We start from the raw sequence: 12,568 nt of genomic DNA, 5'->3' as shown, positions 1-12,568 counted from the left end.
ATGGATGTTTTGGAGAATCTAAAGGAAAAGATAGAGCTTGTTGAGAGAGAAATCGAAAGATGGGCCCCGCGATCGATCAAGCCGGAGCCTCTGGGAAATTCGATGCGTCACCTTTTCTCGGCGGGTGGAAAGAGGCTTCGTCCTTGTCTTCTCTTGCTCTCCTGTGAGGCTGTTGGCGGAAAAGTGGAGGATGCTTTAGAGGCCGCGGCCGCGGTCGAAATTCTTCACACTTTCACGCTCATTCACGACGATGTTATGGATAGAGATGAGCTGAGGAGAGGCGTGAAAACGGTTCACGTTTTATGGGGAATTCCGATGGCAATCATTGCCGGAGATGCGCTCTTTGCGAAAGTTTTTGAGGCTCTTTCGGAGAACGTCAGGAGATTGCGGTTATCTGCGGAGAAAGCCGTGGAAATCTTTCGAACAATAAGTGTTGCAAGTTTCGAGATATGTCGGGGACAGGCGATGGATGTGTTGATGGTTCAGAAAGATAGAGTTTCAGAGGAGGAATACCTCAAGATGGTTTCTGGGAAGACTGGAGCGCTGTTGGATGCTTCAATGAAGATAGGGGCGATCATCGGAGGAGGTAAAGAAAAAGAAATCTCCGCTCTCTCAACTTTCGGCAGAAAAATTGGAATAGCGTTTCAGATAAGAGATGATGTTCTTGGGATAATCGGTGAGGAATCAAAGTTTGGGAAACCGATAGGAAGCGACATTAGGGAAGGAAAGCGTACTCTACCGATTATTTATGCTCTCAGACATCTGCCGCTAGAGAAGAAAAAGATGGTTGAAGAGGTTCTGGGCGAGGGAAAAATTTCGAGAAAAAAATTAGAGAAAGTGATCAATCTGCTCGAAGAATGTGGAGCGATCGAATATTCATCGAAGCTCGCGCTTGAGCTTGTCGATGAGGCTAAAAAGGAGCTCTCGGTCATCCGCGATAGTCGGGCAAAAGAAACGTTGCTCGCACTTGCAGATTTCGTTATAACACGCTCGATCTGAGCAGAAAAAGGTCTTTTCCTTAAGAAAACTCATTCATTATGGTGCAGATGGAAAACCTTAGAGACAAAATATTCAATCTCGCCCTGCTCAACGCAGTTGAACATGGTGGAAAAGCCGACGTTTCCGCAGTTATAAAAAAAGCACTTGCGGAATTCCCGGAGCTGAAATCTAAAGTGAGAGAAGTATTAGAGGTTGTCAGGGAAGTCGTCACGGAAGTGAATTTTCTCTCTCTAGATGAACAGAAGAGCAAGCTTGGCGAGATAAAACCACCAGAAGAGAAAAGGGAGAAGAAAAAGGAGCTTCCCGAGTTACCCTTGGCGGAGAAGGGCAAAGTTACAACCAGGTTTGCGCCCAATCCAAATGGTCCTCTTCACTTAGGAAATGCCCGAGCAGCCATTTTGAGTTACGAGTATGCGAGGAAGTATGATGGAAAATTCATACTGAGGTTTGAGGACACGAATCCTGAAAAAGTTCAGCTCGATATGTACGATTTCATAAGGAATGACTTGAGATGGCTCGGACTGAGATGGGATGAAGAATACATACAGTCCGATAGACTTCCGCTGTATTATGATTACGCAGAGAAGTTGATCGGAGAGGGAAAAGCCTACGTATGCACGTGCAGACCGGAGGATTTCAAAAAACTCAGAGATGCGGGGAGAGCATGTTCCTGCCGTGGTCGAAGTCCGGAGGGGAACTTTAGGCTCTGGGAAAGGATGATTTCCGGCGATCTAAAAGAAGGAGACGCCGTGCTCAGAATAAAAACGGATCTTTCCCATCCAAATCCGGCTGTGAGAGATTGGCCCGCATGCCGAATAGTCGATATCCCTCATCCAAGGGTTGGAGAAAAGTGGAAGGTTTGGCCGCTTTACAACTTTGCAGCTGCAATTGACGATCACGAGATGGGAATCACACATATCTTTCGCGGAAAGGAGCATGAAGTGAACGAGCAATGTCAGAGAACTCTTTACGAACACCTCGGCTGGAGCTATCCAACCGCCGTCCAATATGGAAGACTGAATATGCCAGGAACGATGTTGAGCAAAACCCAAATCGTTCTTGCAGTTAGGGAAGGAAAACTCTCGGGTTATGATGATGTGAGACTGGCAACACTGGCGGCTCTTAGGAGAAGAGGCTTCCTACCTGAGGCGATAAAGAGGATAATTCTCGATGTAGGACTCACCCTTGTCGACTCTCAGCTGAGCTGGGAGACGCTTTATGCTGCGAACAGGAAGCTTGTCGACGAAATCTCCGACAGATACTTCTTTGTCCATGATCCGGTAAAGCTTACTGTTAGAGAAGCTCCGAAGCTAAGGGAAGTAAGACTCAGGCTACATCCAAGCAGGGAAGAGGCAGGTGAAAGAGTAATCCCTCTCAGAATTGAAGAAGAAGGAATGGTTTTCTTCGTTTGCGGAGAAGACGTGGAAAAAATGCGTGAAGGCGAGATTTTTAGACTTAAGGATTTGATGAATGTTCGATTGATCGAGAAGAAACCATCGGGTTTGGTCGGAGACTTTGCCGGAATGGAGGTGGCGGAAATTCAAAAAATTCACTGGGTCCCGGCAGGGGCACCCGAGCTAGACGTTCTGATGCCGGACGGCTCTATTCTAACGGGATTTGTAGAACCGTCTGTTCTTTCTCTTACTCCTGGCGCGGTAATTCAATTTGAGAGGTTTGGATTCGTAAGACTAGAAAGAGTCACTCCGAGACCCTTGGCTATTTTCACTCACAGGTGATTTGGATGACGTTAGACAGTGTAGATTTGAGAATTCTGAGAATGCTTGCAAAAAATTCGAGAATAACTCTGAACGAAATAGCGAAAGAGGTTGGTCTCAGCCTACCTGGTGCAAGGAGGAGGGTGAAGAAACTTGAGCGTTTGGGCATAATCCAGCAATATACTATTTTAACCGATCCGAAAAAATGCGGGGCGGAATTACTTGCTTTCATCCAAGTCGAAGTTGAAGCCAACGAAATGGAAGCGCTCATCTCCAAGCTTGGAAAACGGAATGAGGTTTTAGAAATACATAGGGTGACCGGTCAAGATTCTTTGCTTATCAAAGCGAGGTTTGGCAACATGGATGAAATGAACCTCTTCATCAAGGAAAACCTTCATTCGGAAGGGGCACGCAGAGTCTCTACTTGGGTGGTGTTGGAATCCTACAAGGAAAAGCCGTTTTCCCCGTGATATCCATGCTTAAAGGACAAGATAGAAAAATCGTTGAAGAAGCGATCGAATTGGCTCTCCCGAACGTTACGTATTTGTCGGAGTTTCTTGAGTGCGTGAAGAAAGACCTCGACGAAAGTGAGACTTTTTCGGATTTTCTGACGAGACTTGAGAAGAGAATAACATCTGCTGAGGATGAAACCAGGAAGACGGATTTTGTGATTTTGCGAAACCATCTAATGGCGATGATGAAGAATATAACGTAGGAAATCGAAAGGGTGGTTGTATGTTGAGAGAAGTTAGAAAAATAGCATCGGACATAAAGACGATGAGGGTAAGGGGAGCTGGAAAAATCGCCAGAGAGGCGGCCAGGGCTCTTGCGATTGTCGCGGAACGTTCGAAAGCAAGAAATTCTGAAGAATTCATACGGGAGATTTCGGAGGCATCCAGGCTTCTTCTCTCAACCAGACCAACCGCGGTCTCCCTTTCTAACGCGATTCAATTCGTAGTTCGTGGTTTGAAAAAAGAAGAAGATCTTTCAGTTCTTAGAACAACGGTGAGGAACAGAGCAGAGGAGTTTATAAAATCCTCTCTCGAAGCCGTGAAAAGGATAGGCGAGATAGGAGCCAAAAGACTGCGGGATGGTGACGTTGTTTTAACACATTGTAACAGTCAAGCGGCTCTTTCTGTAATAATAACTGCTTTCAAGCAGGGAAAGAAGATAGAGGCTTTCGTAACGGAGTCTCGCCCCCGTCTTCAGGGCTGGCTGAGCGCCCGCCAACTTCTCGCCGCTGGAGTTCCGACCACGATGATAGTAGATTCAGCTGTTAGATTCATCATGAAGGAAATAGACAAAGTGATAGTGGGTGCGGATAGCATAGCTTCCAATGGCGCTGTGGTCAACAAGATAGGAACCTCTCAGATAGCGCTAGCAGCCCATGAGGCCCGTGTTCTCTTCTTTGTCGCAGCGGAGACATACAAGTTTCATCCGAGAACTCTGATCGGTGAGTTGATCGAAATCGAGGAGAGGGATCCCGAGGAAGTGATAGATATTAAAAAATTCCCCGGTCTGAAGGTGAGAAATCCGGCATTTGACATCACTCCTCCCGAATATGTCGACCTAATCATCACAGAAAGAGGGATAATTCCACCATCTGCCGCTTATTCCGTGATGAAAGAAGTCTTTGGCTGGGAGCTCTTCGGAAGTTCTAGCGGAATCTAGTTCACTCCAAGATCTTATAGACCAAATCGCCCTCTCGCACCCGATCTTTCACTTTCAGCCCTATCGATTGCCCAGGTCCAGCCTTATCGACAGGTTTGTGCTCTATTTGCATGGATTCGACAGTCTGCTGGAAATTTGTCGTGGCACCTTCGATCGAGATTTTGTCCCCGACCTTCAATTCATCGGAGAGCTCTATCACGCCCACGCCTATCTTCGTGAAATAGTGGGTAACTTTTCCGACGAGCCTCTTTTGTGGTTGCATTCTTTCCTCCATCACAATTTTCTCCGTCAACTTATTAAACATTTTTTAACCTCTTGAGCAAAGCGAGCGTCAGAATTGGAAGGGTTACGGTGGCGTCCCCTTCAACCACGATTTTCCTTGCCTTGATTTTTATTTTCCCCCATGAGACGGCTTCCCTTGGTCTCGCCCCGGAAAGACTTCCGTCGTATTCCTCAGCGGTCGTCAAATAGATGGCATAATCAAGTCCGCCCCTAAACGAATTCCACCAGATGGTGTGATGTTTACTTATCCCTCCTCCGATTATGAGGGCTCCGGTGCGCTTAGCCGAGAATACAGTCTCTGCGAGTTCCTGTTCATCCTTCATGAGTTCTATTCGAAAATCCTTGTGGTCTTGCCAGAAAATCCAAAGTTGGCTTCCAAATGCTCCGTCAAGTATTCCAGGAACATAAATCGGGATCTTGTTTTTCCAAGTCCAGTATAAAATTGAGGATTTCTTCATCCTCTTCCCGATTTCCCAGCAGAGCTCTTTTGTCGATATCTCTCTTACGCCGGCTGCATAAATTTCCTCCAATATCGGTTGAACTTTTTCCTCTATGAGCTCACCATAGTTTTCCTGCGGTATCAGAACGTTTCCGAGTCTGTGGATTCCCCGCTTCTTCAGCCAAGCATCGTCCATTTCGAAGGCTCCGTGATAGTAGTCTGACCAATTTCTGGCAATGTCGTGATCAATCGTCCCGCAAGTCGTTATCACCACGTCAACGAGTTTTCTTTCGATCAGGGTTCTAATGACACCGCGGCAACCGGTTGCAACGATGCATGCCGGAAAGGATAAGAATTTCACGCACTCTCTGTCTTTCACCATCCCTGTCAGAATATCAGCTGCTTCTCCGAGCTTCTTGGCCACAAAACCGCCTGAGGCCCTCATCTTTCTTACGAGCTCGTCCACATCCATATCGGGCCTGAGTTGGATGTCTTTCACTTTCTCTCCGAGCATTTTACTCACGATTATTCTGTGTATACTCATATTTTATGAGGTTTCAGTGTTATTGTAAGCTGATGATTGAGCTACTCAAAAAGATCAATCAGCTCAAGGAGATTCCTCGAACCGGTTGGCTCCTAGCCGGGGTATCCTTAGCCGAAGTCGAGGATGTCTCCCAACATTCCTTCGAGGTGGCTTCGATAGTCATGCTTCTCGGAAAAAAGATTGGGAGAAAGGTAAACGTAGAAAAAGCTGTTAAGATGGCTCTGATTCATGACATGCCCGAATGTCTAGTAGGAGATTTTCCATATCCCGGACTGAAGTATCTATCCAGAAGAAACAAAAAAGAAATGGAGACTAGGGCGGCGGAGGAACTTTTCGGGGAGGAGAAAGAACTTCTTGAACTCTGGAAAGAGTTTGTTGAGGAAAGGTCGATTGAAGCAGAGCTGGTGCATGCTGCAGATTACCTTTCGATTCTTCTCCAGGCCTTGCGGTACGCAGAATGTGGAAACCTCTCTGATGGTATGCTTGAGCTCTGGAATCAAGTGCTCTTGGATTTAGATCCCTACGCCAAAAAGTTTCCAGAAATCGGAGATTTGATCGAAAATTTGAAGTCAAACTTCAACCGGCTTTGTAACCGATAATTTTTTTGAGATTTTCAACAACTTCAGGATTGAGAAGAGTCGTCGTGTCTCCAATCGGTTCGTTGACAAGCAAAGCCTTAAGAATCCTACGCATGATTTTACCGCTCCTCGTTTTTGGCAGGTCTTCGACGAAGTATATCTTTTCAGGTCTAGCGATTGGTCCCATCCTTGCATCGATGTGCTTTATCAGTTCTTTCACGAGATCTTCACCCGCCCGATAACCCTGTTTTAAGATAACGAAAGCAACCGGAACTTCTCCCTTTATCTCGTGTGGTTTGGCTATCACAGCACTCTCGACCACCGCCTCATGAAGATTCAGGATGTCTTCCAACTCCGCGGTCGAGAGTCTGTGGCCGGCTACCTTCATAACGTCATCGACTCTACCGGTCACTCGTATGCATCCATTCGGAAGCTTTCTCGCCCCATCACCGGTGAAGTAATATCTGTTATGATATTTGCTCCAGTAGGTTTCTCTATACTTTTCGTCCGCCTTGTAGAGCCCGCGGAGCATTCCCGGTGGAATCGGTGGAATGAGAACGAGGTATCCGCTTTCTCCCTCCTTCAGCGGTTTACCCTCCTCATCAACAACGTCAGCCGAGACTCCTGGGAAAGGTAAACCGGCTACTGCAGGTATAAAAGGTCCGATTCCAGGAAGAGACATTATTAAGGTCCCCCCGGTTTCAGTCTGCCACCAAGTGTCAGTTATCGGACATCTCCCATTTCCGATGACCTTGAAGTACCACATCCAGGCATCCCTGTCGATGGGTTCACCAACTGTTCCAAGCAAACGCAGACTGCTCAGGTCGTGCTTGGCCGGCCATTCGTCACCCATCCTCATGAACATTCTGATGGCTGTCGGAGCAGTGTAGAATATCGTTACTTTATATTTTTCGATTATTTCCCACCATCGATCTGGTGCTGGATAATCAGGAGCCCCCTCATAGATTAGAATCGTTGCAGCATTCAGGAGCGGACCGTAGCAAGCGTATGTGTGTCCGGTTATCCATCCCATATCAGCCGTGCACCAGAAGATGTCATCATCATGCAAATCGAAGACCCACTTTGCCGTCCAGTATGCCTGCACAAGATATCCTCCTGTTGTATGCATTACCCCTTTCGGTCTTCCCGTAGTCCCGCTCGTGTAAAGAATGAAGAGCATATCTTCGGCATCCATCTCTTCGGGCGGGCAGTGAGAATCCGCTTTCTCCATGAGCTCATGCCACCAGAAATCTCTACCCTCAACCATGTTGACAGGGTTCCCCGCCCGTTTGACAACAATCACCTTCTTGACGGAGGTCCCCTTTATCCCTTCGTCAGCATTAGCCTTTAGGTTCACGACTTTCCCCCGGCGATAGTAACCGTCGGCCGTGATCAGAACTTCTGCGCCGGAATCCTCCAGTCTCACACGCAGCGCGTCTGCAGCGAAGGCGGAGAAAACAACGCTGTGGGGAGCACCAATTCTTGCACAGGCGAGCATACTTACTATGACTTCCGGGATCATTGGCATGTATATTCCGACACGGTCGCCCTTTTTCACTCCCAAAGATTTCAGAACGTTGGCCAGCTTGTTCACTTGCTCGTGGAGTTCTTTATAGGTTAGAATTCTAGGGGGTTCTTGGGGAGGCTCAGGAACCCAGATTATCGCTTTTTTATTACCTTTTCCAGCTTTCAAATGTCTGTCGAGTGCGTTATATGAAGCATTTATTTTCCCTCCGATAAACCACTTGACATAGGGTGGGTCCCACCTATATGCTTCGTCCCACTTTTTGAACCACTCTAGACCTTCAATTGCCTTTTCTTCCCAAAATTTTATGGGATCCTTAGCAGCCTCCTCGTAAATCGATGGATCGGAAACCCACGCTTTCTTTTTCATCGCCTCTGACGGCCAGAAGATGTCTTTATTATGTTCGTCCTCAACCACCCACTGCTTGCTCATCTCATCAACCTTATTTTTTGCTTCATAAGTCATTATAAGGGTTTTTGGATTTTAAAAGTTCTCACGAAGACGATTATCTCTCCTCAGGAAGACGCAGGGTGATTTTCACAAGCCCGGAACAGAAAGCCTTGGCAATCTTGCCCACCAGAATAGAGAAAACGAGGAGGAAGAGGCAGGCTGGAAGCTCTCCCAAATATTTTCCCACAATGAGTGATGGAACAGCTACAGCAAAACCAAGCAGAATCACGAGCGAAGTGAATAGAAAGGGCCTTTGTTTTCGAAGCGTGATAGCTTTTCCACCCAATCCAGCGAAAAGCGAACTTAAACCGATAGCCGGAGATCCTGTGATCAGGAGAACAATGAATACGGTATTCATTTTTGTTCACGTTTTGCGTAGAGACAAAGTTTTTTCAACGGACAGATCTCGCACTTCGGGTTGCGCGGCAGACAGATTTCCCTCCCAAACTGCACCATTCCTAAATTTATCAGCCGCCAGTCTTTCCTTTTGAAGATTTTTCTTAACGTTGGTTCGACTTCTTCCAGCTTGGCATCCCAGCTGACCAGTCCGAGACGTCTGCTGATTCTATTCACATGTGTGTCTACCGGTATGCATGGGATCCCGAAGCCGTAACAGAGCGTGACGTTGGCGGTTTTCTCACCTACTCCGGGAAGAGATTTTAAAACCTCTTTATCGGCGGGAACTTTCCCATCATACTTTTCTACGAGAATCTTGCATATTTTTAGGATATTTTTTGCCTTCTGCTTCGGGAAACCGACAGGTCTTATGATTTTTGCGATCTCCTCCTCTGGGATTTTCAGAATATCCTTCGGTGTAGGAGCGATGGAGAAAAGCGCCCTGCTCGCCTTTTCTGTGTTTTCCTCACGGGTCCGCTGGGAGAGTACGCAAGATATCAAGACCTTAAACGGGTCTTCCTTCCAACGATGTTTTGGCTCCCCATAATTCGAGTACAGAAATTTTACAACAGCCTCAGCCACTTTCTCCTTTCTCATCTTTTTCCTCCCGGTAGAAACCGATTGCCTCGGCTATTTCCTTGGCGAGCGCATGATAACACATGTCAACCTTTGCCTTTTCAGTTGCTATGTTCATTACGTAATCAGGACAAGAGCAAAAGTTTTTCACAACCTCATACTCTCCACTTTTCCCTCGGACAAACCATCTGCGCCCCTGCTTACGAACTCTCCTTTGTTCAACAGCTTCTATCGCCTTCTCGCCCCTGCTCCCGTAAAGTTCTATGATTTTCCTGCGGACTTCTCCAGAAAGCTTTCTCTCCTTTCGCAGAAGGCCAAAGAGCTCAATTTTTTTCTTGTTGAAATCCTGTGAAAGCATGACTTTCCTTTTTTATTCATGCGTCAGCAAAAATATAGGCGGTGGAAAGACCAAAAATTCCTAGACTCAGCCGCAGGCTAGGGCAACACCTTGTGACCGATGAGGGAATTCTCCGCAGAATGGTGGAATACGCACGGATTTCTCCTTCAGACATCGTTCTGGAAATCGGAACGGGTTTGGGCAACCTGACAAAGTTCTTGTCGGAAAAAGCTGGAAAGGTCTACACGATCGAGATGGACGCTAGACTGTTGGCGATAGCAAAGGAGAACGTTAGTAGCAAAAACGTGGTGTTCATACATGGGGATGCGAGGAAAGTCGAGCTTCCGGAGTTTACGAAAGTTGTGGCAAACCTACCGTATAAAATCTCTTCCGACATCACTTTCAAACTCTTGGAAAAAGATTTCGAGCTGGGGGTTCTAATGTACCAGTTGGAATTCGCGAAAAGGATGATTGCCAAACCTGGGGCACCTGATTACGGGAGACTGAGCGTCAACGTCTTCTGTAAGGCGGATGTTGAGATCCTCGAAGAGCTTCCTCCGGAGGTCTTTTTCCCGCCACCGGCTGTGTGTTCCGCGATTGTCAGGCTCCGCCCGCGTCCACCTCCATTCGAAATAGCAAACTGGAATCTTTTCAGCAGAGTGGTTGAGGCACTTTTCCAACACAGAAAGCAAAAGGTGAGAAATGCTCTCATTCACTCAAGCGGACGTCTCTTTCCTTCCATGCACAAAAAGGAACTCAAAAACTTTCTCATTCGTTTTCCGAATGATCTGCTTGAAAGAAGGGTTTTTGAACTGAAACCGGAGGATTTTGAAAGAATAGCCCGTCTCCTCACTTCTCCATGAACTCCTCTGGAGAAGGTGGCTCAGGTTTGAGTCCCTTCCTCTTTCTGGTGTTTTCGATGATGGTTTTCTGCAGCTCGGCCGGAACTTTCTCAAACTTTGCGAACTCTGTGGCCCAAATAGCTCTCCCTTCTGTCTCTGATCTCAGTTCGGCAGCGAGACCGAACGAATTTGCGACAGGCAGGAGAGCTCGTAGGATAACGATATCTTCTTCAGTTTCCATGTCGATTATTCTTCCGCGTCTACCCTGGATGACTTTTGTCGCGCCCCCCATGAACTCTTGTGGAACTCTGACCTCGAGCTTGAGCAAGGGTTCAAGTACTATCGGTTCACCTAGAAGAACACAAGCCTGAATGGGTCTCCTCACGGCCGGAATTATCTGTGCGGGTCCGCGGTGAACGGAGTCCTCATGGAGCATGGCGTCCTCAATGATGACCTTCAGCCCTCTGCACGGTTCTCTCATGAGCGGTCCTTCCTCAACCACATTTTTGAATGCCTCGATCACGTAGTCCTCCACATCCTTCATGAACTGAACACCTTTCGTCATGTCAACCAGAACATTCGGACCGATCACGGCTATGACGTTTCTAGCAGCTTCTGCGCTCCAACCAAGTTCTCTGAGAATAGCAGCTCTTTCTTTCCTTTCCTGCTCATTTGTTATTCTCTTTTCTTCGATTGCCTTTATGACCTCGGGTTCGAGAGGTTCAACCGAGATGAGAAATCTGTTATGTCTATTTGGAGATTTACCTTCAACAGGCCCTGCTCTTTTTGTCACGGTTTCTCTGTAGACGACGATCGGCTCGGATTTTTTGATTTCCAGACCAGCCTTGTTGAGCTTATATTCGACGATTTCCAAATGAACCTCTCCCATTCCCGAGACGAGATATTCTCCAGTCTCCTCGTTTATTTTCACATAAATGTTCGGATCTTCCTTTGCAATTTTCTTCAACTTATCTATGAGCTTCGGTAGATCTTGGAAGTTTTTAGGCTCAACGGCAATTGTGACGACGGGTTCACTTATATACCTGAGTTCTTCGAAGCCCGGCGCGTCCACCCCAACACTCATTATCGTTTCACCCACTGCGGCATCCTTCAGACCGATCAGGGCGGCAATGTTTCCAGCGGGAACTTTTTCGACCATCACCCTGTCAGGTCCCATATAAATACAGACCTGCTGAATCCTGGCAATTTGTTTTGCGTTCAGGAGCTTTACCTCTAGTCCTTTTTCAGCTGTCCCCGAGAATATTCTTCCGGTCGCTATGACACCGGCTTGTTCGTCGACGACGATATCCGTCACAACCATACAAAACTTTCCATCCGGTTTGGCTTCAAGCATGTCTATGCCAAGCTCGCTCGCCGGATCCCCTCTCCAGAGTCTGGGAACCCTTATCTTCTGTGCTTCCTTCGGGTTGGGCAGGTGTTTTATGACCATGTCGAGGACGACCTCATAAATAGGGGTTATCTTCGAAAGTTCTTTCTCCCTCCCATCCGCGTACGCGTTTATTATATCCTTAAAAGAGATGTTTTTCTTCTTCATCTGAGGAACGGAAACTGCCCACTTTAACTTTGCAGAACCGAAAGCAACGGATCCGTTTTCGACGTTTACCTGCCACTCCTGCGCAAATTGTTTTGGAGCAAATCTTCTTATCAGTTCGTTGAACTTCGTGATTATGCGCGCAAACCTCGCCTGTATCTGATCAGGAGGAAGTTTGAGCTCCGTTATAAGCCTGTCAACCTTGTTTATAAACAGGACGGGTTTCGTGTACTCCTGAAGGGCCTGCCTAGTAACAGTCTCCGTCTGTGGCATTATGCCCTCCACCGCGTCAACAACAACGACAACGCCGTCGATTGCCCTGAGGGCCCTAGTGACGTCGCCGGTGAAGTCGACATGGCCAGGTGTGTCAAGCAGGTTTATCAGGTATTCCTTTCCATCGTAGACGTGCGAGAGACTGACAGCCGATGTCTGCACGGTTATTCCCCTCTGCTGCTCGATGTCGAGATAGTCGGTAAAAAGCTGCTCGCCGGCGAGCTCGAAACTGATTATTCCGGAAGCTGCAACGAGGGAGTCGGTTAGAGTTGTCTTTCCGTGGTCGACATGAGCCACTATCCCTATGTTTCTTATTCTCTCCGGCTCCCACATCAGCTTCACAACATCCGCAACGTGCTTGTATCTTCTCATGCTTTCACATCTCTACT

Annotated in this window: 14 protein-coding genes; 7 read left to right on the top strand and 7 right to left on the bottom strand. The window is 47.3% G+C overall.

The genetic code is table 11. From position 1 onward, the window contains the following. The 5 genes from QXF64_02810 to QXF64_02790 are packed head-to-tail and all read left to right on the top strand — an operon-like array spanning nt 1 to nt 4,385. Nucleotides 1–999, top strand: coding sequence for a polyprenyl synthetase family protein (locus tag QXF64_02810; protein ID MEM1689420.1), 999 nt, complete (start codon nt 1–3; stop codon nt 997–999). Nucleotides 1,000–1,046: 47 nt separating this feature from the next. After that, nucleotides 1,047–2,735: a glutamate--tRNA ligase gene (locus tag QXF64_02805; protein MEM1689419.1), complete on the top strand. Its 1,689-nt coding sequence runs from the start codon at nt 1,047–1,049 to the stop codon at nt 2,733–2,735. 5 nt (nt 2,736–2,740) lie between these two features. Further along, on the top strand, nt 2,741–3,184 hold the full coding sequence (locus tag QXF64_02800) for an Lrp/AsnC family transcriptional regulator (protein MEM1689418.1): 444 nt from the start codon (nt 2,741–2,743) through the stop codon (nt 3,182–3,184). Between the two features lie 5 nt (nt 3,185–3,189). Further along, entirely contained in the window at nt 3,190–3,429 is a 240-nt protein-coding gene (locus QXF64_02795) for a hypothetical protein (GenBank protein MEM1689417.1), read from the top strand. Between the two features lie 20 nt (nt 3,430–3,449). After that, complete coding sequence (locus QXF64_02790) at nt 3,450–4,385, top strand: ribose 1,5-bisphosphate isomerase (GenBank protein ID MEM1689416.1); 936 nt, start codon at nt 3,450–3,452, stop codon at nt 4,383–4,385. A 1-nt stretch (nt 4,386) separates the two neighbouring features. On the opposite strand, the gene QXF64_02785 is transcribed toward QXF64_02790, so the two are convergent. Together QXF64_02785 and QXF64_02780 are read right to left on the bottom strand one after the other, a co-directional pair. Further along, a complete protein-coding gene (locus QXF64_02785) occupies nt 4,387–4,689 on the bottom strand; it encodes a hypothetical protein (protein MEM1689415.1) in 303 nt (100 codons plus the stop codon). Then, nucleotides 4,682–5,650, bottom strand: coding sequence for a deoxyhypusine synthase (locus tag QXF64_02780; protein MEM1689414.1), 969 nt, complete (start codon nt 5,648–5,650; stop codon nt 4,682–4,684). Before QXF64_02780 ends, QXF64_02785 begins: the two co-directional genes overlap by 8 nt. Before the next feature lie 32 nt (nt 5,651–5,682). On the opposite strand from QXF64_02780, the gene QXF64_02775 reads away from it, so the two are divergent. Then, nucleotides 5,683–6,249: an HD family hydrolase gene (locus QXF64_02775; protein MEM1689413.1), complete on the top strand. Its 567-nt coding sequence runs from the start codon at nt 5,683–5,685 to the stop codon at nt 6,247–6,249. On the opposite strand, the gene acs is transcribed toward QXF64_02775, so the two are convergent. The 4 genes from acs to QXF64_02755 are packed head-to-tail and all read right to left on the bottom strand — an operon-like array spanning nt 6,227 to nt 9,533. After that, the gene (gene acs / locus QXF64_02770; GenBank protein ID MEM1689412.1) at nt 6,227–8,218 is read right to left on the bottom strand and encodes an acetate--CoA ligase; all 1,992 of its coding nucleotides are present in this window, start codon (nt 8,216–8,218) and stop codon (nt 6,227–6,229) included. The two genes, QXF64_02775 and acs, sit on opposite strands and share 23 nt — an antisense overlap. Before the next feature lie 40 nt (nt 8,219–8,258). After that, nucleotides 8,259–8,561, bottom strand: coding sequence for a hypothetical protein (locus tag QXF64_02765; GenBank protein ID MEM1689411.1), 303 nt, complete (start codon nt 8,559–8,561; stop codon nt 8,259–8,261). Next, complete coding sequence (gene nth / locus QXF64_02760; GenBank protein ID MEM1689410.1) at nt 8,558–9,196, bottom strand: endonuclease III; 639 nt, start codon at nt 9,194–9,196, stop codon at nt 8,558–8,560. Before nth ends, QXF64_02765 begins: the two co-directional genes overlap by 4 nt. Further along, complete coding sequence (locus QXF64_02755) at nt 9,174–9,533, bottom strand: SWIM zinc finger family protein (protein ID MEM1689409.1); 360 nt, start codon at nt 9,531–9,533, stop codon at nt 9,174–9,176. The genes nth and QXF64_02755 overlap by 23 nt, the downstream gene beginning before the upstream one ends. A 41-nt stretch (nt 9,534–9,574) precedes the next feature. On the opposite strand from QXF64_02755, the gene rsmA reads away from it, so the two are divergent. Next, entirely contained in the window at nt 9,575–10,375 is an 801-nt protein-coding gene (rsmA, locus tag QXF64_02750; GenBank protein ID MEM1689408.1) for a 16S rRNA (adenine(1518)-N(6)/adenine(1519)-N(6))-dimethyltransferase RsmA, read from the top strand. On the opposite strand, the gene QXF64_02745 is transcribed toward rsmA, so the two are convergent. Further along, nucleotides 10,362–12,551: an elongation factor EF-2 gene (locus tag QXF64_02745; protein ID MEM1689407.1), complete on the bottom strand. Its 2,190-nt coding sequence runs from the start codon at nt 12,549–12,551 to the stop codon at nt 10,362–10,364. The genes rsmA and QXF64_02745 overlap by 14 nt on opposite strands. Nucleotides 12,552–12,568 lie beyond the last annotated feature (17 nt).

It is taken from the genome of Candidatus Hadarchaeales archaeon (assembly GCA_038823825.1).
Taxonomy (GTDB): Archaea; Hadarchaeota; Hadarchaeia; order Hadarchaeales; family Hadarchaeaceae; genus JAVZGN01.
This window is presented reverse-complemented; position numbering and strand designations above follow the sequence as displayed.